The 23,069-nt window shown below is 57.5% G+C and carries 23 protein-coding genes; 9 read left to right on the top strand and 14 right to left on the bottom strand.

Annotated features, from left to right (window positions below; translation table 11 throughout):
- Positions 1-151 precede the first annotated feature (151 nt).
- Positions 152-1,042, top strand: coding sequence for an ATP-binding protein (locus ACVWYU_RS14440; RefSeq protein WP_457372957.1), 891 nt, complete (start codon positions 152-154; stop codon positions 1,040-1,042).
- A complete protein-coding gene (locus ACVWYU_RS14435) occupies positions 1,039-1,521 on the top strand; it encodes a GAF domain-containing protein (protein WP_247255457.1) in 483 nt (160 codons plus the stop codon). Before ACVWYU_RS14440 ends, ACVWYU_RS14435 begins: the two co-directional genes overlap by 4 nt.
- On the opposite strand, the gene ACVWYU_RS14430 is transcribed toward ACVWYU_RS14435, so the two are convergent.
- The 9 genes from ACVWYU_RS14430 to ACVWYU_RS14390 form a co-directional block, all read right to left on the bottom strand.
- Entirely contained in the window at positions 1,522-4,467 is a 2,946-nt protein-coding gene (locus ACVWYU_RS14430) for an HD domain-containing phosphohydrolase (protein ID WP_457372956.1), read from the bottom strand.
- A 48-nt stretch (positions 4,468-4,515) separates the two neighbouring features.
- Positions 4,516-8,157, bottom strand: a complete 3,642-nt coding sequence (locus ACVWYU_RS14425) for a transporter substrate-binding domain-containing protein (protein WP_457372955.1) — start codon at positions 8,155-8,157, stop codon at positions 4,516-4,518.
- 8 nt (positions 8,158-8,165) lie between these two features.
- Positions 8,166-8,792, bottom strand: a complete 627-nt coding sequence (locus ACVWYU_RS14420; RefSeq protein WP_247255460.1) for a response regulator transcription factor — start codon at positions 8,790-8,792, stop codon at positions 8,166-8,168.
- A 217-nt stretch (positions 8,793-9,009) separates the two neighbouring features.
- On the bottom strand, positions 9,010-9,396 hold the full coding sequence (locus ACVWYU_RS14415) for a response regulator (RefSeq protein WP_390959875.1): 387 nt from the start codon (positions 9,394-9,396) through the stop codon (positions 9,010-9,012).
- Positions 9,397-9,577: 181 nt separating this feature from the next.
- Positions 9,578-10,906, bottom strand: coding sequence for a deoxyguanosinetriphosphate triphosphohydrolase (locus ACVWYU_RS14410; RefSeq protein ID WP_457372954.1), 1,329 nt, complete (start codon positions 10,904-10,906; stop codon positions 9,578-9,580).
- A gap of 124 nt (positions 10,907-11,030) precedes the next feature.
- Positions 11,031-12,194 carry an EAL domain-containing protein gene (locus tag ACVWYU_RS14405; protein WP_457372953.1) on the bottom strand — a complete coding sequence of 388 codons (1,164 nt, stop codon included), beginning with the start codon at positions 12,192-12,194 and terminating at the stop codon, positions 11,031-11,033.
- 126 nt (positions 12,195-12,320) lie between these two features.
- Positions 12,321-12,665 (bottom strand): hypothetical protein, encoded by a 345-nt coding sequence (locus ACVWYU_RS14400; RefSeq protein WP_247255463.1) that lies wholly within the window; start codon positions 12,663-12,665, stop codon positions 12,321-12,323.
- Entirely contained in the window at positions 12,662-13,051 is a 390-nt protein-coding gene (locus ACVWYU_RS14395; protein WP_247255464.1) for a phage holin family protein, read from the bottom strand. Before ACVWYU_RS14395 ends, ACVWYU_RS14400 begins: the two co-directional genes overlap by 4 nt.
- A gap of 1 nt (position 13,052) precedes the next feature.
- Entirely contained in the window at positions 13,053-13,367 is a 315-nt protein-coding gene (locus ACVWYU_RS14390; protein WP_090318146.1) for a DUF883 family protein, read from the bottom strand.
- A 329-nt stretch (positions 13,368-13,696) separates the two neighbouring features.
- Between ACVWYU_RS14390 and ACVWYU_RS14385 the strand changes: the two genes are divergently transcribed.
- The 4 genes from ACVWYU_RS14385 to ACVWYU_RS14370 all read left to right on the top strand — a co-directional run bounded on the left by ACVWYU_RS14385 (position 13,697) and on the right by ACVWYU_RS14370 (position 16,690).
- Positions 13,697-14,905 (top strand): ammonium transporter, encoded by a 1,209-nt coding sequence (locus ACVWYU_RS14385; RefSeq protein ID WP_090318149.1) that lies wholly within the window; start codon positions 13,697-13,699, stop codon positions 14,903-14,905.
- A 99-nt stretch (positions 14,906-15,004) separates the two neighbouring features.
- A complete protein-coding gene (locus tag ACVWYU_RS14380) occupies positions 15,005-15,241 on the top strand; it encodes a glutaredoxin family protein (RefSeq protein WP_247255467.1) in 237 nt (78 codons plus the stop codon).
- 169 nt (positions 15,242-15,410) lie between these two features.
- The gene (locus ACVWYU_RS14375) at positions 15,411-15,728 is read left to right on the top strand and encodes a transcriptional regulator (protein ID WP_090318158.1); all 318 of its coding nucleotides are present in this window, start codon (positions 15,411-15,413) and stop codon (positions 15,726-15,728) included.
- 71 nt (positions 15,729-15,799) lie between these two features.
- On the top strand, positions 15,800-16,690 hold the full coding sequence (locus ACVWYU_RS14370) for a pseudouridine synthase (RefSeq protein WP_457372952.1): 891 nt from the start codon (positions 15,800-15,802) through the stop codon (positions 16,688-16,690).
- Positions 16,691-16,858: 168 nt separating this feature from the next.
- On the opposite strand, the gene ACVWYU_RS14365 is transcribed toward ACVWYU_RS14370, so the two are convergent.
- Positions 16,859-17,080 (bottom strand): YgdI/YgdR family lipoprotein, encoded by a 222-nt coding sequence (locus tag ACVWYU_RS14365; RefSeq protein ID WP_090318164.1) that lies wholly within the window; start codon positions 17,078-17,080, stop codon positions 16,859-16,861.
- A 77-nt stretch (positions 17,081-17,157) separates the two neighbouring features.
- Positions 17,158-17,757, bottom strand: a complete 600-nt coding sequence (gene mobA / locus ACVWYU_RS14360; protein WP_457372951.1) for a molybdenum cofactor guanylyltransferase MobA — start codon at positions 17,755-17,757, stop codon at positions 17,158-17,160.
- Positions 17,758-17,847: 90 nt separating this feature from the next.
- On the opposite strand from mobA, the gene moaB reads away from it, so the two are divergent.
- Together moaB and ACVWYU_RS14350 are read left to right on the top strand one after the other, a co-directional pair.
- Positions 17,848-18,387: a molybdenum cofactor biosynthesis protein B gene (moaB, locus tag ACVWYU_RS14355; protein ID WP_090318170.1), complete on the top strand. Its 540-nt coding sequence runs from the start codon at positions 17,848-17,850 to the stop codon at positions 18,385-18,387.
- Positions 18,371-19,597, top strand: a complete 1,227-nt coding sequence (locus ACVWYU_RS14350; RefSeq protein WP_457372950.1) for a molybdopterin molybdotransferase MoeA — start codon at positions 18,371-18,373, stop codon at positions 19,595-19,597. The genes moaB and ACVWYU_RS14350 overlap by 17 nt, the downstream gene beginning before the upstream one ends.
- Before the next feature lie 62 nt (positions 19,598-19,659).
- Here the strand turns inward: ACVWYU_RS14350 and ACVWYU_RS14345 are convergent, their stop codons facing one another.
- Complete coding sequence (locus tag ACVWYU_RS14345) at positions 19,660-19,968, bottom strand: hypothetical protein (protein WP_090318178.1); 309 nt, start codon at positions 19,966-19,968, stop codon at positions 19,660-19,662.
- Positions 19,969-20,195: 227 nt separating this feature from the next.
- Here ACVWYU_RS14345 and yegS point away from each other — a divergent pair, with 227 nt between their 5' ends.
- Positions 20,196-21,107 (top strand): lipid kinase YegS, encoded by a 912-nt coding sequence (gene yegS, locus ACVWYU_RS14340; protein WP_457372949.1) that lies wholly within the window; start codon positions 20,196-20,198, stop codon positions 21,105-21,107.
- Here the strand turns inward: yegS and ACVWYU_RS14335 are convergent.
- Positions 21,091-21,747: a response regulator gene (locus tag ACVWYU_RS14335; RefSeq protein ID WP_090318183.1), complete on the bottom strand. Its 657-nt coding sequence runs from the start codon at positions 21,745-21,747 to the stop codon at positions 21,091-21,093. The genes yegS and ACVWYU_RS14335 overlap by 17 nt on opposite strands.
- Positions 21,744-22,637 (bottom strand): sensor histidine kinase, encoded by an 894-nt coding sequence (locus tag ACVWYU_RS14330; RefSeq protein ID WP_457373041.1) that lies wholly within the window; start codon positions 22,635-22,637, stop codon positions 21,744-21,746. Before ACVWYU_RS14330 ends, ACVWYU_RS14335 begins: the two co-directional genes overlap by 4 nt.
- Positions 22,638-23,069 lie beyond the last annotated feature (432 nt).

The following is a 23,069-nucleotide window of genomic DNA, read 5'->3' as shown; positions in this document are numbered from 1 at the left end:
CTTCCATTTCCCTTCGCTGCTCAAGCATAGCCGATCATGCATGGATACCGATGTGCTCGCGAGCCCTTTGCACAAGGGGCTGATGCTCACCTACCGCCTTGCATTGTCGCTGTATCGCCATCATTACTGTGAATGTGCTCGAGGAGAAGACGTGGATTCCCGATTGAATGCTTTTCTTGAACGCGCCGACGCCGTTCTGGCCCGCATCGAGCCGCTGTTGCCTGCCCCTCGGCAAGCCATCGACTGGAATCAGAGCCTGGCGTCTCGCTGGCAGCGTGAGGGGCGCAGCGGCTTTCTGTTGCCCCTGGAAGTCAGTCTCGACATGCGTCTGTCCGACCTGATCGGCGTCGATCGGCAGGTGGAGCAACTGGGGCGCAATACCCGGCAGTTCCTCGATGGCATGCCGGCCAACCACGCGCTGCTCTGGGGTTCGCGCGGCACCGGTAAATCGTCGCTGGTCCGCGCTCTGCTGGCCGAACACGCCAAGACCGGTTTGCGCCTGATCGAAATCGAACGCGATCATCTGGCGGATCTGCCTCGGGTGGTCGAACAGATTGCCAAGCTGCCGCAACGTTTCGTGTTGTTCTGCGATGACCTGTCGTTCGAGTCGGGCGAAGGCGATTATCGCGTGCTCAAGAGCGTACTCGACGGTTCGCTCGAGCAGGCGCCGGATAACGTTTTGCTTTACGCCACCTCCAACCGTCGCCACCTTGTGCCGGAAAAGGAAAGCGATAACGAAAACTGGAAGCGGGTCGACGGCGAGCTGCATCCGAGCGAGGCGGTGGAGGACAAGATTGCCCTGTCGGATCGCTTCGGGCTTTGGCTGTCGTTCTACCCGTTCACCCAGGAGCACTTCCTCAATGTGGTCGAGCATTGGATCGGCCAGTTGGCCGACAAGGCCGGCCTCAAGTGGCAGCGCGATGAGCAGTTGGACATCCTCGCAGTGCGTTGGGCCACCGGGCGCGGCAATCGCAACGGACGTTGCGCGTATCAATTTGCCCGCTATTGGGTCGGGCTGAAACTGTTGGAGCACAAGGCATGATCGATTTACAGCAGAGCGGCCAGGGCCTCGAAGGTTACGGCATGCTGCATGCGCAGCTTGAATCCTTGTTGGCGGACGAACGGGATTTCATCGCCAACGCCGCGCAGTTTTCGGCATTCCTGTTCAATCAGCTCGACGATCTGAACTGGGCCGGTTTCTACCTCAATCGCAATGAAGAGCTGGTGCTCGGCCCGTTTCAGGGGCAGATCGCTTGCGTGCGGATTCCGTTCGGACGCGGCGTTTGCGGGACGGCGGCGGCGACCTTGCAAACGCAATTGGTCGAAGACGTGCATGCATTCCCGGGACATATCGCCTGCGACAGTGCGTCGAACAGCGAACTGGTGGTGCCGTTGGTCAAGGACGGACGCTTGATCGGCGTGTTGGACCTCGACAGCCCGAAACTGGCGCGTTTCACCGCACAGGATCAGGCCGGCATCGAGCAACTGGCAGCGATTTTCCTGCGCCTGACCGATTGCTGATCAAGCCCGCAGGCCAGCCTTGATAAGCAGGCCTGACGGGTCCACCGCATCGATCTGCCGGGGATCGAGGAAGCGCTCGGCGTACTGCAAGTAAATGTGGGCGTTGATGAACAACCCGAACAACTCGGGATCGATGTGGGCGTCCCGGCACATGTTGGCCATGATGCCCAGCGCCTCGCTCAGGGTCTTGGCTTTCTTGTAGGGGCGGTCAGCAGCGGTCAGCGCCTCGAAAATATCGGCTATCGCCATCATTCTGGCTGGCAGGCTCATCTCTTCGCGCTTCAAGCGTTTTGGATAACCGGTGCCATCCATTTTTTCGTGATGGCCACCGGCAATTTCCGGGACGGTGCGCAGGTGACTGGGGAAGGGCAGGTGATTGAGCATCAGGATCGTCTGCACCATGTGATGATTGATGATGAAGCGCTCTTCGTTCGTCAGGGTGCCTCGGGCAATGCTCAGGTTGTACAGCTCGCCACGGTTGTATTTGTAGCGTGGCACATCGAGTTTGAAACCCCATGGGTTGTCCGGTGAAATCAGTTCGGACTCGATTCGCTCGAACAGATGTTCGGGTTTGTCTGCCAGCAGCGATTCGCTGACCGGCAGCGTCGGTGCCGGCGTGCGTGACTGGCGCCGGTTCTCTTCCCAGGAAACCCCCAATCGGTCATCCAGGGTTCGTGTCCAGGTGCGTTGGCCGATGCTGCGCAGGCGTTGCAGGTCGGCGTCAGCCATGGCCTCGCCGCCGAGATTGCAGCGGGCAATGAACGCGAAATCATCATCCAGCTCCGCCAGCGTGGCATGGCGAAGTTGCGCCAGATGTTGCTCGTCACCACCTTCGGCAAGGGCTTGCCAATAGCTGATCCAGGCATCGCGCTTGAGCACTTCGAAACGGGTGCGGATTTCGTGGATGCGGTCGTTCAGGGTTTCCAGCTTCGTGGCTTTATCGACGACATACTCAGGGGTGGTGACCTTGCCGCAGTCGTGCAGCCAGGCGGCGATGTGCAACGCCTCCCATTCATCCTCGGTGGGTCGATAACCGCTGAAAGCCGGGTCCTGACTGGCCGCAGCCGCTTGGGCGAGCATCAATGTCAGGGCCGGAACGCGTTGGCAATGCCCTCCCGTATAGGGACTCTTGGCGTCGATCGCGCCGGCCAGCAGTTTGATGAAGGCGTCCAGCAACTGTTTTTGTCGGGCTTGCAGGCGCTGGCTTTCGATACTCACCGCAGCGGCACCGGATACAGCCTGTAGAAACGCAATGCGGTCGGGGCGGAGTTTTTCCAGGTCGCTCTGGTTGCCACTATCGGCCAACAGAAACACCAGCAAGCCCACGGTTTCGTTATGCCGATTGTGCAAGCGGATGCCGATCAAATGAACGCGAGGGCAGTTCAGAGCGAGCAACACCTTCTGCAAATCCCCAGCCTCCTCGAAGCCAAGATGGGTGACAACGTTGTCGGCATTCGACAGCTGCTTTAGCCAGGCTGGGCTTTGTGGATCTTGAAGTTCATGCCCGCGGATATCGAAGGATGATGGCGTTTCAGAGGTGTCTTTGATGACCAGCCCCATGGGCTCCATGCGATCACCATCGCCTTCGCGCAGGTAAATCAGGCCGGCCTGGGCCTGGCCGATCTTCAGAGTTTCAAACAGCACCCGTTCCAGCAGGGGGGCGAAACGGGTTTCGGCGCTCAGGCTGTCGGTGATCTGGAAGAAACTCGCCAGGGTCTCTTTCATGCGCGCCATCGATACGCTCAGTTGGTCGACTTCCAGCACCGGAGAACGGCGGGTAACGGGAAAGTTGAAATTGAAACTGCGAATTGCGTCCGCCTCCTTTACCAGCGCACGCAAGGGTTTGACCAGGACCCTCGACGTCAGCCAGCCGAGTGGAATGCACAACAGCAGCGTCGCGAGGGTAATCAGCGCCCCTTGCCAGCGCATGCGATAGGCATCGGCGAGCAGTTCATCTTCGGGGACCAGTAGTGCCAGTTGCAGCCCTTGCGGGCCGCCCTCCTGCATGCTGCTGCGGGCCACGATCCATTGGCGACCGCTGGCACTCAGGCGATTGCCTTCCGGTGGGCGATTGAGCAGTTCACCAAGACTGGGGCTCAGGTCGGCGGCCTTGATCAGGCGGGCGGTTTGATCATCGACGATCAGTCGGCCGCTGTCGGGATACGCGACAGCATTGCCCGCGGCATCGAATAGCACGATTTCGGTGGCTGGCGTCACCACGTGTTTGGCCAGCGTGGCGCTGAGTTCTTCCAGGGTCAGGTCGGCACCCATCACGGCATGCTCGCCGCTGCGACGGGCCAGGGTGGTGCCGACGTTGTGGGTAGAGAAAAAGACGTAGGGCTCGGTGGTGATCTGGTCGCTGTCGCGGCTGGCGCTGGAAAACCAGGCACGGCTTCGTGGATCGTAGGTGTCGGCCGGATAGTCATGACGACTGATGAGGGTCAGGGTCTGATCGAAAAACAGCGATTGGGAATGGGTCAGGCCCTGGCGGTCATGTTCGATGCTCCACACCTGATAGGCCGCTGTTTCCGGGGCTTTGAGCAGCGCTTTCAACTGAGGGGTGCGCAGCGGGCGCACCATGAAAAAGTCACCGGTGTCATAACCCAGGTAAAGCGATGCCAGATCGGGGTTGTCCGTGAGCGACTGACTGAAGGGTTTGAGCAGGATCAGGCGCTGCTCCAGGTTCACGCCCTGTGCCGCCGGGTTGTCCACCAGCAGGCTCAACAGGTGACGAATCGGCTCGTAAGTAGCCCGTAGATCCTGGCGGACATCCTGCTCGATACGGTTGAACAGCTTTTCACTGCTGGAAAGAATGATCTGCGTGGTTTGCCGATAGTTGAAAATACCCAGCACCACCCCGGTCAGCAGCAATAGCAGCGTGAACATCACACTGATATGGACATGCAGGGGAAACCGCCGTTGATCCGGGCGCAGTGGGCTGGACATGCAGTTCACTCCATGATGGTTAACACACTGCTCAGCGCCCAAGCATAGTTAAGGCTCTGTCATTCTGCTTTCGTCGTTTTGTCCAAGTTGTTGCAGCAATGCCCGGTCCAATTCGAGTAGTGCGCGTTCGATGGCTTTGCAGCATTCGGCTATTTTTTCTGGACGGAAATTGTCTCGGCAAGCGGTTTCGAGCACCTCACAGGTGTCGATCAATCGGGAGGCCTGAACGATTCGGGCGGCGCCTTTGATTTTGTGCGCAATGTCGAGAAATGCCTGCGGGTCCGAGGAGTTCGACAGTCCCAGCAAACCTTGTCGATCCAGACGATTGCTATTCAACAGCTCGTTCAAGAGGCGCCGGTTCAATACCGGATTGCCTCCCGTCATCAGTTCAAAACCTTCCAGGTTGAAGGCAGGGGCGAGGTCTGTGGGCTCCATGCGTTTAACCCAATGGCTCAAGGCGGTCAGGGTCAGCGGTTTGAACAGGCAGTCGTCCATCCCGGCCTGTTTGCAGCGTTGAATCTCTTCCGGTTGTGCATTGGCAGTAAAGCCCAGCACGGTACATGGGCGTTGTTGCATTTTTTGTTCTTCTCGGCGAATGGCGCGGGCCAGCTCGTAACCATTCATGATCGGCATGTTGCAATCGGCGATGACCAGGTCGAACCTGTCGTTTTTCCATGCTTCGAATGCAGCCTGACCATCCTCTGCGACGCTGAATCGATGGCCCAGGAATTCCAGTTGCTGGCACATGAGCAGGCGATTTGCCGCGTGATCATCGACCACCAGCACATTCAAGGGAGCTGCCCCTGTGGATATCTGTGATTCAGTCATGCCTCGCGAAGGCTCAAGTGGCAAGGTGGGCAGTTGCAATGAAATCCGAACTTGAGTGCCGACACCCGGCTGACTCAGTAATTGCAGGCTACCGCCCATTTGTTCGCACAAACTGCGGCTGATCACCAATCCAAGTCCGGTGCCGCCACGGACGGATTGCCCGGTATTGGCGGCCTGAGCGAAGGGTTCGAACAGGCGCTGCTGATCCCGTTCACTGATCCCGATACCGCTGTCTTCGACGTTCAGCAGCATTTGCACCTGACCAGGCTCGATGCTCGGGTGCAGGTCGACGACAATCCTGACGTGTCCCTGCTCGGTAAACTTGATGGCGTTGCTGACCAGATTGGACAACACCTGCTTGAAGCGCAGCGGGTCGAGCAAGACATCGATCGGCGGATTGACCGGGTTGAACTCCAGCCGTAATTCGAGCCCTTTTTGCCGGGCCAAGCCATCGAAGATACGTGCCACTGACGCGACGGTTTCCCGCGGATTGACGCGCTCAGGGCTCAGGGTCAAGCGCCCTGATTCAATGCGCGCGATGTCGAGTATGTCGCCGATCAGCTCCAGCAGATCCTTTGCCGAGTGGTAGGCCACATCGATGGCGGAGCGATCGGGGTGGTCATGTTCAATACGCTTGAGGGTCAACTCGAGCAAGCCAATCACCGCATTCATCGGTGTGCGAATCTCATGGCTCATGGTCGCCAGGAAGGTACTTTTGGCCCGGTTGGCCTCGTCGGCGCGCTCTTTGGCACATCGCAGGTCATCGAATAGTTGCCGTCGTTCACTGATGTCAATCCAGCCGCCGATGATGCCCTGTACTTCGCCGCTTGAGTCGCGGTAAGGAATGATCCAGTGATAGATCGTCAACCGGCGACCGCCGATATGCAGCGCACGATCGAGAATCAGTGGCGTGCCCTCGGCCACGACACGCTGGTAATCGGCCTGATATTCCCGGGCTTCGAAGGCGTTGCTCATGGTGCCTTGGATGACGGTTTTGCCGATGACGTCTTCGCGTTTCGCGCAAAAGGCTTGCAGATAACTGTCATTGCAGCTTTGCAGCACGCCCTGGCGATCACGAACATAAATCGGGTGAGGCGTACCGTTGACCAGTGAACGCATGAATTCGTACTGATCGTTCAACGCACGCTCGGCCGCTTTGCGTTGATTGATCTGGCGCCGCATGTACGCGTTCCAGGCCATGGAAATCAATAACAGCACGCCAGCCCCCATGACGATCTGGTAGAACAGCCGATGGTAGGTGCGCCAGGTACTTTGCGAGGACGCCGTATAGCCACGCCAGCGGCTGTTGATAATGCCCAGTTCTTCCGGCGCGATGCTCAACAGGGCTTTGTTGAGGATGTCGTTGAGTTCCTTGGCCTCGCGCCCGGTGGCCAGGGAGAACGCCGCTTGCTCGGTGCCGATGGTGGTACTGATTTGTAGTGTGTGCTCGAAGAGCTGTGATGAGATGAAGTAGTTGGCGATTACCAGCGAATTCACGGCTCCCTCTGCCTGGCCCTCGGCGAGCATCTCTACTGCGCTGAATGTGTCAGGCGTCTCGATGAGTTTTATTCGCGGGAACTCGGTACGCAAATAATCCATCAACGGATTGCCTTGGGCGATTGCCAGGCGCTTGCCCTTGAGCTGCGTCAGGTTGCCGGGACTATCGGCGGCCTTGCGCGTCAGCAGGACGTAGGAATTTTGCAGATAGGGGCGGGTGAAATTAAGCAGCCTGTCCCGTTTTGCGCTGGGGAGCAGCGCGGCGATCAGATCGGCCCGGTTGTCTTTGATCCGCTCGATCATGTCGCTGTCGCTGCGACTGCGCTGGATCTCGAAGCGTAAACCCGTGCGCAATCTGATCAGTTCAAGCAAATCCGCGGCGACCCCACGGAAGTTGCCGTCACTGTCAAAAAACGTCAGCGGCGCGAATGCTTCATTGACGACGACACGGACTACCGGATGTTGTGCCAGCCAGCGTTCTTCGCCATAACTGAGCGCCAGTTTGTGATCGGTAAGCAGAATGTCACTGCCGGCACTCCAGCGTTTGGCGATATTTTCCCGTTCGCTGGCGGGGATCGCCATCAGCATCGTATTGATGATTCCAAGCAGCTCCGGATTGTCCTTGCGTACCGCAAAGCTGAAGCCATGGGCTTCGTGCTTGCCGAAGTTGGCCATGCGGATGTTGTTCAGGTAGCCCTTGTTGATCATGTAGTGAGTGGAAATGGTGTCGCCGAGAAATACGTCCGCCTGATCGAAGGCAACGGCGTTGATCGCATTCTGGTAGGACGGGTAAGGCGTGATGATGGCCTTCGGATACAAGGCCTTGACCTCTTCCAGAGGCAAATAGTGATACACCGTGCTCAGCCGCAACCCGGCCAGACCCTCGTTCAGGGATCTGGTTTCCCCCTCGCGTGTCACCAGAACCGGTTGATCCACCGCGTATGGTGCGGACAGCACGATCTCGGCGTTGCGCGCCTCGAATCCATTGGCGGTGCCCAGCAAGTCGACCTCGCCTTTTTCGAGCGCCTCGATTGCAGCACCCCGTGACGCAAAGCGCTGAACCTTGATGGGCAAACCGGTGGCTTTGCCGAGAATGCCCGCGTAATCGGCAGTGAAACCTTCATAGTCGCGGCCGCTGATGGCCAGGTCGAAGGGCGGATAATCCGGCGCTGAGGTCCCCAGGATCAATTCACTTTTTTTCTTGATCCATTGTTGTTGTGCTTGATCCAGTCGGACTTCCAGATGCGCGGCCGGCGCGCGACTGAGCAATGTGTAATGTTCACTGCTCTGCGCGGCGGGCAACGAGCTGCTCAAGCACATGCCTGCGGCCATGAGTATCAGATAATCCTTTAAACGACTGAGCATTCTGTTTCTCACACCAGCGCGTTGCGTTTTGCCATTTCGATAAGTTCAACCAGGGATTTGGCTTTGAGTTTCTGCATGAGACGTTTTTTATAAGTGCTGACAGTTTTGTTGCTCAGAAACATGCCTTTGGCAATTTCCTTGTTGGTGCGGCCTTGAGCGAAAAGTTGCAATACCATCAATTCCCGATCGTTGACTGACTTGAATAATTCCAGTTCGGCGCAACGTGCTTCATCACCGCGAACAGGGCTTAGCGCTTCGCTGGGAAAATAGTTGTAACCTGAAAGTACTGCTTTAATGGCGCTGACCAGTTCACTGAGATCTTCCTGTTTGCAGACATATCCCGAAGCGCCGGATTGCATGCAGCGTATGCCAAAAAGTGTCGGGCATTGTGCAGTTAATACCAATGTTTTCAGTGGGGTGGTCATTGCGTTGAAGCGGGCAAGTACTTCCAGGCCATCCAGCTTCGGAATGCTGATGTCGAGAATGACCAGGTCGGGCATGCATTCACGCACCATCTGCATGGCGTCGACCCCATTATCTGTTTCACCGACGACCTGATAGCCTTCGTGCTCCAGCAACATACGAACGGCAAGTCGGATGACAGGGTGATCGTCGACAATAAAAACGGAGTTCATAATCAAATCCCATGCGAGCTCAAATAAAGCGCGCACCTTAGCTCAGATAGTTGGGGTGACGTATGAACTGAGGTACCCATAGCTGCAATATAGGAATGTTCCTACAAGCTAAAAGGAATAGCCTTACGTGCTAACTAGGTTTTTTATGAGGAAGAGTAAAGTTTGTTGGTGGTTAGTTGTAATGGGGAAAGGTCGTTTTTCTGACTTGTTATGATGATTAAATCAGGGTCAATAGTTTTATGAACTCCGATTGTTTCAAAGGCTTTATCAAATAGCCCAACAAAGGCAGTCCGTGGGTGGTCGCCGTTTGTTCAAGTCTGTCAAGCTCTGCGGGTGTCAGGCTGCTTAGAAGTATTGCCTGTTTGATCAAGCCTCGATGACTGGCAAATCTGACCAGGTCGAGACCGCACAAATCAGGTAGACATTGGTCACACAAAAGAATATCGAAGGGTTGTACTGCTGTATGCATTTGTTGCAGTGCGCCTTCTGCGCAGTCCGTGGTGGTTAGTTGGGTGAAGCCATAACTTTCAAGCAGGCATTGAGTTGCTCTTAGCTGAAAGGGATGATCCTCCACCAGCAAGATGCGCAGATTATCTTTGATCATAATATTCACGCTTATTTTTATCGAACAAAGTGGATGTGATTGTTTCGTGGGAAAGCCGGATAAAACGATCAGCTCACTCGACATTAGCTGTAGGGGAATTCAGCGGGCATTGAACGCTGTTGAGATTGTCGGGGTGAATCGGCCATTACGGATGGCGTAATGGCTGATCAAGCGGGTCTTGTCAGTGACTGGAGCGGCCGGTCATTTCCAGGGCCATGTCGCTGGCGTAGCTATCGGTCATTCCGGCGATGAAGTCGATCATGCGCAGGAACGATGTGTGTAAGGAACCCTGCGGATCGGGTGCACTATTGCCCAGCAGATCCAGAACCCGACGGCTCTTGAAGGACGGTGTTCGCCCATTGTGCTGCTCCAGGGCCGCGCCGCAGAAAGCGTTGAGCAGAATTTCCAGCGTGGTGTAGGCGCCGATTTCGTGCAGGGTCTTGCGTTTGTCCTGGAAGATTTTCTTGCGTGCCATGTCCTTGGCGTTCAGCACGCAGCGTTTCGCCGGGCCATGCATGTGCTCTACCAGGTCGCCGTGCAGGGTGCCGGCCAGCAGCGCGTCCTGTTGTTCGACAAAGGCCCGGGCCGCGGCATTGGTCAAATGTTCGATGGCTTTGCCTCGCAGGATCGCCAGTTTGCGCCGACGCGAATCCTGCGGGCCGAGTTGACGATAGGTTTCCGGCAGGTCATCGCCCACCAGATCCAGCAACAGAGACTCGACTTCGGCGTATTCCAGCAACTCCATTTCGAGACCGTCTTCGAGATCAATCAGCGCATAGCAAATGTCATCGGCCGCCTCCATCAGATACACCAGCGGATGTCGCGCCCAGCGTTGCTCCTCAAGTTGCGGCAAGCCGAGTTTATGAGCGATTTGCTCCAGCAGCGGCAGTTCGCTTTGATAGCAACCGAATTTGTGTTTTTTGTATCCCTGCGAGTCGGCGTGCCTGGCCGTCCACGGGTACTTCAGATAAGTGCCCAGGGTGGCGTAGGTCAGCCGCGTGCCGCCGTCGAACTGGTGGTACTCAAGCTGCGTCAGTACCCGAAAGCCCTGGGCGTTGCCCTCGAAATTGAGGAAGTCGTTACGTTGCGCTTGGCTCATTGCGTCCAGCCAGCCACGGTCGGCGGCTTGCTGGAACCAGTGGCGAATTGCATCTTCGCCGGAGTGCCCGAACGGTGGATTGCCGATGTCGTGGGCCAGGCAGGCCGATTGCACCACCATTCCCAGGTCACTCGGTTCACACCAGTCGGGCAGGGCGCCGCGGATGGTTTCGCCGACACGCATGCCCAGCGAACGGCCGACACAACTGACTTCCAGGGAGTGGGTCAGCCGTGTGTGGATATGGTCGTTGCTGGAGACCGGGTGAACCTGGGTCTTGCGCCCGAGGCGGCGAAACGCTCCCGAAAAAATAATGCGGTCATGGTCCTTGTGAAAAGGGCTGCGGCCGAGTTCTTCCGGACTGTGCAGCGGTTTTCCAAGGCGTTCGCGGGTAAGCAGGGTGTGCCAATCCAAGGCGGGGCTCTCCGTCAGGTCACTGTTTGATTAAGCTTCCCGGTTCGCATCGGGACCTGCAAGTGGAACCGGAGGGCGTTTTCAATGAGTTTGCGTGGCGTGCCGGAGATAACAAAGGAGATCACTAGAGCCCGACGGCATCGATATCGATGAGCAGCAAGCGTTCCCCATTGTCGAAGAATTGCCCGGCGGTAAGGCAGTACTGGTTGCTCGTGGCGTCACGGTAAGTATTGGAAAGGGTAAGCCGCCGCTCCTCCCAGCCTTCGGCCAACAGATGATAAAAGTAGGGGCGCCATGACCAGTTGTGGCCCAGATAGCGATTGTCGGCAAACCAGCCGTTATTGCGCCATTCAAGGTTGGGTGTCAGTTGTGTGCCATGCCGGTCACATTGATAGAAGCGTAAAAGCCAGGGGAAGGCATCCAATTGCGGCAAGGCGCTCAGGGGGGCGCGGGCTTGCGCCCAGGCTTGCAGGATTGACATCAGTTCGTTGAGTTGCTGGCGCATGATCATCAGCCGACCGCGTTCGGCGAGCTTCTGCTGAACATAGCGTTGACGCAGTTGTGCGAAGCGTCCGACAAAGGCCTCGGTGGCAAAAAAATCCTCCTGCGCCCTGGCAAACAGAAAACCCTGCACGTAGCGGGAACCGCATTCCAGGGCAAAATTCAGCTGGGCTTCGGTTTCCACTCCTTCGGCGATAATCCAGCAACCGGTTTTCTCGGCCATCAGTGCCAGCGCCTTGACCACGTCGGTGCTTGGCCCGCCCAGTGCTGCCGCCTGAAACAGACGCATGTCGAGCTTGAGAATGTCCGGTCGCAGGGCGAGGACGCGATCAAGTTGAGAGTAGCCCGCACCGAAGTCGTCGATCGCGATACGCGCGCCAGCCTGCCGGTAACGCGCCACCACTTGCGCCAGGCGCTGGATATCGCCGCCGAGCTCGGTGATCTCGAAAACGATTCGTTGCGGATCGATCCCGTGCCTGTTCAGTTGTTTCAGGCTTGGCAGCGGCTGGTCCGTGCGCAGGCGGCTGATCCAACGCGGGGAAATGTTCAGGCTCAGAAACCATTCGGAGGGCGCCTCGTGCAGACGGCCCAAGGCGTTATCACGTAATTGGCGATCCAGGCGGCGCAGGGCGATGGCATTTGTTCGCGGATCGGCGAACAGGGGGCCAACCGAAGCCAATTGACCGTCGGCCTGGCGCAGTCGACCCAGTGCCTCTACACCCGCGATACGGCCGGTAGCGGTATCGATGAACGGCTGAAAGCAGGCGAGCGGTTGCCCGTCGATCACAAAGCCTCCTTAGTAGATCTTGTTTTTGGATTAAACCTGGCTACCGGATAGGCATGCAGGGTTGAACCCCTCGATAAAGAGGTTCATCCCACGGGTGTTGCAAGAATGCAGCCAGATAGCGACTGCTCAGTGTTTACGCGAGGAGCCCTGCAGGACCAACTTGATCAGGGGACCCAAAGTAGTGCCTAGCCGAACCAACCGGGTCAGGCTGTCCAGTCCGCCACCGCTTTTGGCGCCCTTGCCGGTCAGGAAACCGATCAAGGTCACGGCCGCTACGCCCCAAAGCGGTGCGTGTTTGATGCCGAAGCCGTCCTGCAGGTTTTGTGTCATGCCACGAACACGCTGCAGGGGTTGCAGCAGTTGCGCGGATTCGTGGCGGATTTCCTGGCGATGCATTTCCATGCGCAGACGAATCAGTGCCTTGCGCATTTCTGTGCGCGAGCTGTTTGGAGGCAGTTCAGGCAGGCTCATGGCAGCAGGCGCTCCCGATCATTGGCCAGTTCTTCCAGAGTGCCGTGGAAGGGGGAGGATTCATCGAAGATCGCCGCTTTCAGGCGCAAGCCACAGAAGACGGCTGCCAGCGCGTAAAAGACGCAGAGCCCAATGATGGCCGCGAGACGATAGGTGTCCCAAAACAGAATGAGCACCAACGTCGACAGTCCCACCAGTAACAGCAGGGCGAATACCAGCGCCAGGCCTGCAAACAGCAGCAGGCTTACGGTGCGGGCCTTTTGTTCCTGCAGTTCGATGCCAAACAGTTCGACATGGCTGTGCAGCAAGCCAAGAAATGCAGCGCCCAGGCGCCGCGGCGAGGAGCTTTGTCCTGTTTCGGACGAGCCGGATTCACCGATTGCCATATCAGCGCCGAGTCGCCAGCAGACCAATCAGAAAGCCCACGCCGGCCGCGATCCCGACCGATTGCCATGGGTTGGCCTGGACATAGTCCTCGGTGGCGGTGACGGCTGCCTTGCCGCGATCGCGCAGGGAGTCTTCGGTCAGCCTCAGGGTCTCGCGTGCGCGCAGCAGACTGTCGTGGATCTGGTCGCGCAACTCGTCAGCCTGATCACCGGCCAGGGAAGCGGTGTGCTCGAGCAACCGTTCGGTGTCGCTGACCAGTGTCTGAAAATCGCTCATCAGGATTTCTTGAGCAGTCTTTGCCTTGATGCTGGCCATTGGTGATCTCCATAAGTGGCTTCTGAAACGTTCGAGTATGAGCCTTGCGGGAAGGTTCAGTACAAATGACTGGTACAACTTTTGCTGTGTCGTGGTGCGCCGGCCAGCGCCATTGCGCTGTTGCCGGGCATGATTCCAGTAAAACCTTAACTCAAACAATCAAAACCCGCGCAATTGTCCCGGTCGAGATTGACCTTGACGAACTCCCATGCGCCAAAGTGGTTCATCGGGAGCGACTTGTTGGGGTTCGACAGGTCACAACTTGGTGCATGGATTGCCCGCGCGAACTGCTTTGGTGCTTTTTTTCAGCCTTAAGGTCTGCCAAATCCATGGAAAATCTGCAAAGCGCTGTGGACAGCCTGGTCCATAGCTCCAACACGTTGTTCATTCTGATCGGCGCAGTCATGGTTCTGGCCATGCACGCCGGTTTCGCCTTTCTGGAAGTCGGAACGGTTCGGCAAAAAAACCAGGTCAACGCGTTGTCGAAGATCCTTAGCGACTTCGCTGTTTCTACGCTGGCTTACTTCTTTATAGGCTATTGGATTTCATACGGCGTCACTTTCATGCAACCGGCAGCGGTGATCAATGTCGATCACGGCTACGGCCTGGTGAAGTTTTTCTTTCTGTTGACCTTTGCCGCGGCGATCCCGGCGATCATTTCCGGGGGGATTGCCGAACGCGCCCGGTTCGTTCCGCAGTTGTGCGCAACCGCACTGATCGTGGCATTCGTTTATCCCTTTTTCGAGGGCATGATCTGGAACGGCAACTTTGGCGTTCAAGCCTGGTTGCTGGAGCGCTTTGGCGCAGGTTTCCATGACTTTGCCGGTTCGGTGGTCGTGCATGCCATGGGTGGTTGGCTGGCGCTGGCGGCGGTGCTGTTGTTGGGGCCGCGCAATGGCCGTTACCGCGAAGGGCGCCTGGTGGCCTTCGCGCCGTCCAGCATCCCCTTCCTGGCGTTGGGCTCATGGATCCTGATTGTCGGCTGGTTCGGCTTCAACGTGATGAGTGCGCAAACCCTGCAGGGCGTCAGCGGGCTGGTAGCGGTGAACTCGCTGATGGCCATGGTCGGCGGGACCATGGCGGCATTGATCGTCGGGCGCAATGACCCGGGCTTTCTGCACAATGGTCCGTTGGCCGGCCTGGTGGCGATCTGTGCTGGCTCCGATTTGATGCATCCCGTGGGCGCGCTGGTGACCGGTGCCATCGCCGGGGCACTGTTTGTCTGGGCTTTTACCGCGGCGCAAGGCAAATGGCATATCGATGATGTCCTGGGGGTCTGGCCCCTACATGGTCTGTGTGGCGTCTGGGGTGGAATCGCCTGCGGGATCTTCGGCCAGAGTGCATTGGGTGGGCTCGGTGGGGTGAGCCTGGTCAGCCAGTTGATCGGCACCGCGTTGGGTGTCGTCGTGGCTCTGGCGGGCGGCTTCGGGGTCTATGGCCTGATCAAGGCACTTCATGGTTTGCGTTTGAGCCAGGAAGAGGAGTACTACGGTGCGGATTTGTCGGTGCACAAGATCGGCGCCGTCAGCCAGGATTGAGGCTTTCGTGATTCTCGTTCCGGCACAGAGGATTCAGCGGCTCGACGGCTTTTGGGGGCAGGCCTAGAATAACCACTTAATTTTTTCGGTTGATCGCCCATGCTTCCTGAATGTCAGCTGTTCGGCACCCTTGGGTGCCACCTCTGTGAAGTGGCCGAAGCCATGCTGATGCCTTTTGTCGAGAACGGTCTGCTGGTTGAACTGGTGGACATCGCTGACGACGAAACCTGGTATGAAGCCTACAGCCTGCGTATACCGGTATTGCGACGGGTCGATACCGGCGCGGAACTGGGTTGGCCCTTCAGTGCCGACGAAGTCGTGGCGTTCTTGCGTTAGACGATTTTTCAGAGTGGCCGTGTCCCGCCTGTCGAACTTTGCGATGGATCCCCTTGGCTTAACCGATGCGATTCGGATACTGTATGTGCATACAGTTACCCGGATTGCCGACCTGTTTCCCCTGGAGTCAGGGTTTGAGCAACGAGTCCGGGCGTGAGAGGGATGCATCATGGTCAATGTCGAACAATTGAAAAGCAGCGTGAACCGGATGTCGGTGGACGTGGTACGCGAGGCTGTCCTCGAACTGCGTCTGGATGGTCTGGTGACGGAAGGCAAAACACCCTTCAACAAACTGCATTTCAACACCTGCTTCGCAGAAATCGAAGCCTTGTTTCAGCGCGCAGGCTTTCACCGGCAACTGGACGTTGTGGGCTATCAGGGTCTGTTGTACGCGCTCTACGACCCGGCGCGCTGGGAAGCCGTCGATGTATTGCGCTGGCTCAAGGAGTACACCGAGGCCGCAGCGCGTTTGCAAGTCACCGCGTGAGGAATCTCTTCTAGGCTCGTTCCCGCCTCTGTCGGATAATGCCGTTCTGCATTGAGGGTTAGAACTTTTGTATGTCCACTTCATTTTTTTCGGCTGCACATAGCCAGGCCAGCACGCTGTATTTGCCGCCGGGCCGATGGCAGACCGTGCTCGATTGCCTGTGCGAACACTTCAGCGCCATAGGCCGCGATCAATGGCTGGACCGAATTGCCCGCGGTCGCGTGCTCGACGGGCAAGGGTCCCCCATCACCGTTGATCTGCCTTACAGGGAAGGTCTGCGAATTCACTATTTTCGTGAAGTGCCGGACGAAAAAGCCATCCCGGTGGTTGAGTCGATTCTGTACGCGGATGAGCATCTGGTGGTGGTCGACAAGCCGCATTTTCTACCCGTGACACCGGCGGGGGAATATGTGGAGCAGACCTTGCTGAGACGGCTGATCCGTCGTCTGGATAATCCGCATCTGGTGCCGTTACACCGAATTGACCGGCATACGGCGGGGCTGGTGCTGTTTTCAGCCAATCCTCAGAGTCGCTCGGCGTATCAGTCGTTGTTCCCGACACGGCAGATCGAAAAGCGCTATGAGGCCATTGCCCGGGCATTGCCTGAACGCTCATTTCCCTTGGTTCACAAGAGCAGACTCGTTGATGGCGAGCCATTTTTTCGCATGCAGGAAGGGCCGGGTGTCAGTAACACCGAGACGGCTGTCGAGGTCAGGGAAAAGAATGGTGAACTCTGGCGTTACGGACTTTACCCGGTGACGGGCAAGAAGCATCAGCTGCGGGTGCATATGATGGCGTTGGGTGCGAGCATTTGTAACGACCCGTTTTATCCCCGGGTGCTCAAGGACGTCGAGGATGACTACGCCAATCCGTTGAAACTGTTGGCCCAAGGGCTGAAATTTGTCGATCCGGTTACGGGGCAGGAACGAGAATTCGAGAGCGCCATCACCCTGCAATGGTGATGCTTGGAAAAAGTATCGAATTGAAGCGTCGCTCTACATTCAGTCGATAAGGCCTCGCGATCGTGGCTTTCAACGACTCTAATCACGCACCCCTGGCATTCTGATTCGGATACGAAAATGCCCCGATCAATCGGGGCATTTTTGTGTATCCGGTAGTCGTTCTGCAGATTACAGCTCTTTAACGGTACGAACCTGGTCCTTGTTGATGCGAGTCCGTTTGCCATCCAGTTGTTCGAATTCGTAGAAGCCCGAATCCTTGTCAAAGTGTGGCGTGTCGACGGCCTGGATTTCGCGACCGTCATTCAAGGTGATCACTGAAGGCGATGCGCAACCGGCGAGAGTGGCAAGGCCCAGTGCAAGCATGAAAGAGGCCAGGATCCGTTGAGTCATGAGTGTGTCTCCGAGAATGAATTCTTTTGGTTACTGAGCTTGAGACGTATGCAGAACGTGCAAGTTCCTTGGTCGGTTCAGTCTGGCACAGTGTTGTGCGTGCTTAACAGTTCTGGTGTGTTGAGATTGGCCAGTCGCGGATCATTATCGGGACACTGCAGTGCGGTAGCGCCCAGCTTGCGCATGAGGCGACCCGGGCTGCGCTCGCCATCCTTCCAGGCGTTCTCGAATTCAGCAAGAAGCGCCACGGGAATCACGCACAGCAAAGGCTCCCAGTGTTCGTCATGGCGCAACATCAAGGGGCTGTCGGGAAATTGATTGGCGGTTTCACGCATGCTGTTGAGCAGCGCTGCGTCGATGCGTGGTACATCACAGGGCAGGACCAGTAGATGCGTATGGCGTGCGGCTTTCAGTCCCGCAAGAATGCCGGCCAACGGCCCGGGGAAGTCGCCTTCGTCGTCATGGACCAGTTGGTCCGCATAGGGCGCGTACTTTTCCAGGTTCCGGTTGCAGGAGATGATCAGGTCATCGCTCAGTGGCCGTACCTTACGGTGCAGATGTGCAATCAGCGGCTCACCGTGCCAGTCCAGCAAACCTTTATCCTGCCCGCCCATGCGTTGGCCGCGACCCCCTGCCAGGAGCAGAATGGAGCAGGGTGGCGACTGATTCGAAGTCATGGCGGGTCTCCAGCTGACAGAGCGGGGCGGCGAAAAAATGAGGCGCTGTGATATAACACCGGGCTGTTTCTTCCACAACCGGACGAGCCTATGAAAGCCAAGGCTGATGTACCTTTCGCGCCGCTGAATATCGCGGTGCTGACAGTCAGTGATACCCGTACCCTGGAAACCGATACCTCCGGCCAGGTCTTCGTTGACCGCTTGACGGCTGCCGGCCATAACCTGGCGTCCCGGGTGCTGCTTAAAGATGATCTCTACAAAATCCGTGCGCAAGTCGCCAACTGGATTGCCGACGATGTGGTGCAGGTGGTGCTGATCACTGGCGGCACCGGTTTTACCGGCCGCGACAGCACCCCCGAAGCGGTGAGCTGCCTGCTCGACAAACAAGTCGATGGTTTCGGTGAGCTGTTCCGGCAAATTTCGGTAGCGGATATCGGCACCTCCACGGTTCAGTCCCGTGCACTGGCGGGGCTGGCCAACGGCACCCTGGTCTGCTGCTTGCCGGGTTCGACCAATGCGGTGCGCACCGGTTGGGACGGCATTCTTTCTGAGCAACTGGATTCTCGCCACCGCCCCTGTAATTTCGTGACTCATCTGAAACAGGCGGCACCCTGTGAATCCCGCGGGTAAGCCGGGCAAGACCGGCAGTCTGATGCCGGTCGAAGTGGCGCTGGCACGCCTGCTGGAAATGGCTGACGCCTCCAGGATTAAGGCGCGTGAGCGCTTGCCGTTGGCGCAGGTTCAAGGTCGTGTGCTGGCCGACGATTTGGTGTCGACGCTTGATCTGCCTCCGTGGCCCAACAGCGCCATGGACGGCTATGCCTTGCGCATGGCCGACTGGACCGGCGAGCCCTTGATGGTCAGCCAGAAGATTTTTGCCGGGCAGGCTCCCGAGCCGCTGCAACCGGGCACCTGTGCACGGATCTTCACCGGTGCGCCTGTTCCTGCGGGAGCTGATTGCGTCGAGATGCAGGAGAACGCCGAGGTCCAGGCGGATCAGCGTGTACGCTTCACCGAAAGCATGTCCCTTGGACAGAACATCCGTCCGCAAGGCCAGGAAACCACCGTAGGTGAACTGATTTTGCCAGCGGGCACGCGAATGGGGCCGGTCGAACAGGGCTTGGCTGCCTCACTGGGGTGCGCCGAGCTTGAGGTGATTCGCAAGGTTCGCGTTGCCGTGCTGTCCACCGGAGACGAATTGATCGAACCAGGGCAAGCGTTGGGGCCAGGGCAGATCTACAACAGTAACCGCGTTCTGCTCTGCAGTTGGTTGCAGCGGTTAGGCTGCGAAGTGATCGATGCCGGTATTTTGCCGGATGACCTGGCCACCACGCGCGCACGCCTTGGCGAGCTGAAGGATGTCGATCTGATTCTTTCAACCGGTGGTGTCTCGGTGGGGGAGGCGGACTTTTTAGGCATCGCCCTGCGTGAAGAAGGCGAGCTGACCCTGTGGAAGCTGGCCATCAAACCAGGCAAGCCGCTGACGTTCGGACATTTTCGCGGCGTGCCGGTAATCGGCTTGCCCGGCAATCCGGCATCGACCCTGGTGACCTTCGCCCTGCTGACCAGACCCTATCTCCTGCGTCGTCAGGGCGTCAAAGAGGTTGAACCCCTCAAGGTGCAGGTACAGGCAGGATTTGACTGGCCGAAAGCCGGCAATCGACGTGAGTATTTGCGTGGTCGTCTGGAGCTTGGCCGGGCCATCATCTACAAAAATCAGAGTTCAGGTGTACTGCGCAGTGCCGCTTGGGCCGACGGACTGGTTGAGGTGCTGGAGGACCGTACGCTGGTCGCCGGTGACAGTGTGTATTTCATACCGTTTAGCGAAGTCCTGAGCTGACCCGGCGAGGCGTCTCGTCACGCAAGCCCGGTTGATAAACCGGGTTTTGCGTTGATGACTGTTTAATGAGCCAGAAACAGTGTCACGAGCTGGTCGAAACGGCTATTGGCGATCCAGCCAAGCAGTCCAAGAACGATGGCGGTCCCGCCAGCCGAATAGGCAAGTCGTTGCTTGATGGATTTGACGTCGGTACGCATTTCTTCCATGTCCCTTCGCAGGTACTTGAGGCGGGTTTCCAGCTCAATGACGCGAGGTTCCATATCAACTTCTCCATTGGATTTTTTGTTGTCTTTGAGGTCCGCCTGGTGGTTGGCCCGTTTCTCCGCGAGGGGTGCAACCGGAAGTACCGGTTTGAGGTGATGGCATTGCATGGCACGTCCTTGTGTTTGTCCTGCTGATCACTGAAAAAACTGGACATCAAAGTGTACTAATCACACTTTTTGGTCAATTGAGCCGATTCCTCACGTTTTGTAAGAAAAATCCCGCCTTTTAGGGCTCACCAGCACAGGACTGGAAATAATTCTGTTTCCCGAGACTTTTATCGGTTGTGTCGCGGTCAACATCTCTCACAGGCCATTCAATCCAGGGAGTGAAATCAATGAGCGAACGCAAGGCACTGCTGATTTTGCATGGCAAGCAGGCACTCAACGAGGAGGTTCGGGCGGCCGTTGAAAGCAAGCGGGAACAAGGGTGGGAGCTGGCTGTTCGGGTCACCTGGGAGGCCGGTGATGCGCAACGGCTGGTGGATGAGGCGCTGGAGGCCGGTTTTCGGCAGATTATTGCTGGCGGTGGTGACGGCACCTTGCGTGATATTGCCGAGGCCATGGCTGCGCATTCGACCCGGGCCAGTCTGGTGCTGATGCCTCTGGGAACCGCCAATGATTTTGCACGGGCTGCCGGTATTCCACTTGAGCCGGGACAGGCGCTGGATCTTCTGGAGACGGTACCCTGCGCCATCGATCTGGGTGAGGTCGGCGGGCAGATTTTCTTGAACATGGCCACGGGCGGTTTTGGCAGTCAGGTCACCGCCAACACTTCCGAGGACCTGAAAAAAGTTCTCGGCGGCGCGGCCTATCTATTTACCGGTCTGTCACGCTTCAGCGAGTTGCATGCGGCTTATGGTGAGTTGCACGGGCCGGGTTTTCATTGGCGTGGTGAGTTGTTGGCCTTGGGTATCGGTAACGGCAGGCAGGCCGGCGGAGGCCATGTGTTATGTCCGCAGGCGCTGGCCGATGACGGTTTGCTTGATATCAGCATTTTGCCGGCACCGCAGGAATTGGTCGGTACCTTGAAAAACCTGCTGGCCGATGGCTTCGGCATCGACAACATGTTCATCAGGGCTCGGCTGCCATGGGTCGAGATCAAGGCTTCGGAAGGTCTATGCATCAACCTCGATGGTGAGCCGCTGGAAGGTGACAGCCTGCGCTTTTCAGCGCGGCCCGCAGCGTTACGGGTGCATCTGCCTGAACAATCGCCGCTGCTGGGCGCGACCGTCAATCGTCCAGGCTGATGATTTGTTCACGCACGGCAAACAACACCAGGCCCGCCACATCGTAGATCTGCAGGCGCTTCATGATCTGCGAGCGATGGGTTTCGACTGTCTTGACGCTCAGACCCAGGCCATTGGCGATTTCCCGAGTGGATTTTCCACGAACGATCAGGCGGAGGATTTCCAGCTGTCGCGCTGTCAGGTTGTGCGAATCGGCTTCCGTCTGGCCTTTCTGGGTTCGGGTCAGCGCCTGGTTGATGACGGTATGGGCAATGGCCGGGCTCAAGTAGCGTTCGTTGTTGCGCAACGCTTCCAGCGCATGTTCCAGCTCAGTGGCCGTGGTGTCCTTGAGCAGATAGCCATGGGCACCGGACTCCAGCGCCTGCATGATCAGTTCAGGGTCGGTGTGCATCGACAGGATCAGCACCTTGCTTTGCGGGCGCACCCGCTTGAGCTGCTGCAAGGCTTCCAGTCCGCCGGTCTGCTTCATGGAAATATCCAGCAGCACGATATCGGGGGACAAATGCTCAACCATCGCGAGCAGTTGCGCACCGTCATTGGCCTCGCCAATGACCGCATAGCCAGGAAGGTCCAGCACCAGGGCGCGCACGCCAGCCCTGATCAGCGAGTGGTCATCCACCAGAAGTAAGTTACAAGTCAATGCATAACCTTATTCGTACTGGCCCGCTCGAGCGCGCGAGGTGCCCAGGGGAAGAGTGCTTCGATTTGAGTGCCTTTGCCTGGCTGACTGGTCACCGTCAGTGTGCCGCCCAGTTGAGCGATCCGTTCTGACATCCCGGCCATTCCGCGCTGTCCTTCGCGACCAGGATCGGTCGCCGGCGCGAAACCAAGGCCATCGTCACTGATCAGCAGTTTCAGGCCTTGCGGCAAGCGTTGGAGGCAGACCAGCAGATTCTTGGCTTCGGCATGGCGCAATATATTGGTGACGGCTTCCTGGGTAATCCGAAAGGCCGCCACCGCCATTTCTTCGGGGATGCCAGTCAGGCGTTGATGGCATTCGAGGCTCCAGTGCACGGAAGTATTGCACAGCGTCTTGAGTAAATGCGCACGCAGGCTGGCTTCCAGTCCCAGGCTGGTCAACTGCCGGGGATTGAGGATGGCTGATACGTCGCGAACCTTGGCGAGGGTTTCGTCCAGCGTGTCGCAGAGCAGGGAACACTGTTCCTGCAGCTCCTCCGGCATACGGCGTTTGAGCCAGTCAGCCTGGAGTTTTGCCGCCGTCAGCAGCTGACCGATGTCGTCATGCAGTTCCCGGCTCAGTCGATGACGCTCGTTTTCCTGAACTTGCAACAAACGGTCGGCCAACTCCTGAGGTTGAAATTTGATCGATTTGCGCGACAGGCAATATTGCGCCCAGACGCAGCTCAGGGCGGCGATGTTGAGCACCAGCAAACCCAGTGGCAGATGAGAGGACAGGCTGTAGACCAGCAGACTGCCGAATGTCGAGCAGGCACACAAAGCAAGAGTGAACCGACTCGCATTTTCTCTTGAGGGTGGCCACTTGGCGATTGACTTGAGGCTGGCGTACATAGCGGATGGAGCCAATGGATGTTCGCTGCGGGCAGACCGGTCAGGCTGGCTGACAGGCCTATGTTTTGTAGTTTCAGGCATCGACTTCAACAGGGCGTGTTCTGAACAGAAAATCCAGTCTGGAACTTGATCGGGCTACCGCCGTTTGCAATCACGTTGCCATTATTTGACGCCAACTATTGGGCGGCATAATACCACTTAAGATACCGTTGGTCGCGTCCGCGATATATGCCCAGGGAGTCAGGAAACAAGGATCCGGGCGATCGCTGCATACAGCAAAAAGTATGCTTTTTTGGTGGCGCAAGGAGGCCGTTTGTCTGTAGGTTTTTGTCATTTAATGTCAGGCAAAACCCTAGGCAGGACAGGCTATCGGCTGTCGAGAGGATGGGTTATTTATTTTGGGGTTGTCGCTAATAGATATGAATCAGCCAA

Source organism: Pseudomonas sp. TE12234 (assembly GCF_054061835.1).
The sequence above is the reverse complement of the archived record's forward strand: the minus strand, read 5'-3'. Positions and strand labels throughout refer to the sequence as shown.

Bases quoted from the DNA above. Each gene is read 5' to 3' on its own strand.
- ACVWYU_RS14435 (WP_247255457.1), top strand. From the start codon at position 1,039: ATGATCGATTTACAGCAGAGCGGCCAGGGCCTCGAAGGTTACGGCATG.
- ACVWYU_RS14430 (WP_457372956.1), bottom strand. From the start codon at position 4,467: ATGTCCAGCCCACTGCGCCCGGATCAACGGCGGTTTCCCCTGCATGTC.
- ACVWYU_RS14425 (WP_457372955.1), bottom strand. From the start codon at position 8,157: ATGCTCAGTCGTTTAAAGGATTATCTGATACTCATGGCCGCAGGCATG.
- ACVWYU_RS14420 (WP_247255460.1), bottom strand. From the start codon at position 8,792: ATGAACTCCGTTTTTATTGTCGACGATCACCCTGTCATCCGACTTGCC.
- ACVWYU_RS14415 (WP_390959875.1), bottom strand. From the start codon at position 9,396: ATGATCAAAGATAATCTGCGCATCTTGCTGGTGGAGGATCATCCCTTT.
- ACVWYU_RS14400 (WP_247255463.1), bottom strand. From the start codon at position 12,665: ATGAGCCTGCCTGAACTGCCTCCAAACAGCTCGCGCACAGAAATGCGC.
- ACVWYU_RS14395 (WP_247255464.1), bottom strand. From the start codon at position 13,051: ATGGCAATCGGTGAATCCGGCTCGTCCGAAACAGGACAAAGCTCCTCG.
- ACVWYU_RS14390 (WP_090318146.1), bottom strand. From the start codon at position 13,367: ATGGCCAGCATCAAGGCAAAGACTGCTCAAGAAATCCTGATGAGCGAT.
- ACVWYU_RS14385 (WP_090318149.1), top strand. From the start codon at position 13,697: ATGGAAAATCTGCAAAGCGCTGTGGACAGCCTGGTCCATAGCTCCAAC.
- ACVWYU_RS14380 (WP_247255467.1), top strand. From the start codon at position 15,005: ATGCTTCCTGAATGTCAGCTGTTCGGCACCCTTGGGTGCCACCTCTGT.
- ACVWYU_RS14375 (WP_090318158.1), top strand. From the start codon at position 15,411: ATGGTCAATGTCGAACAATTGAAAAGCAGCGTGAACCGGATGTCGGTG.
- ACVWYU_RS14370 (WP_457372952.1), top strand. From the start codon at position 15,800: ATGTCCACTTCATTTTTTTCGGCTGCACATAGCCAGGCCAGCACGCTG.
- ACVWYU_RS14365 (WP_090318164.1), bottom strand. From the start codon at position 17,080: ATGACTCAACGGATCCTGGCCTCTTTCATGCTTGCACTGGGCCTTGCC.
- mobA (WP_457372951.1), bottom strand. From the start codon at position 17,757: ATGACTTCGAATCAGTCGCCACCCTGCTCCATTCTGCTCCTGGCAGGG.
- moaB (WP_090318170.1), top strand. From the start codon at position 17,848: ATGAAAGCCAAGGCTGATGTACCTTTCGCGCCGCTGAATATCGCGGTG.
- ACVWYU_RS14345 (WP_090318178.1), bottom strand. From the start codon at position 19,968: ATGCAATGCCATCACCTCAAACCGGTACTTCCGGTTGCACCCCTCGCG.
- yegS (WP_457372949.1), top strand. From the start codon at position 20,196: ATGAGCGAACGCAAGGCACTGCTGATTTTGCATGGCAAGCAGGCACTC.
- ACVWYU_RS14330 (WP_457373041.1), bottom strand. From the start codon at position 22,637: ATGTACGCCAGCCTCAAGTCAATCGCCAAGTGGCCACCCTCAAGAGAA.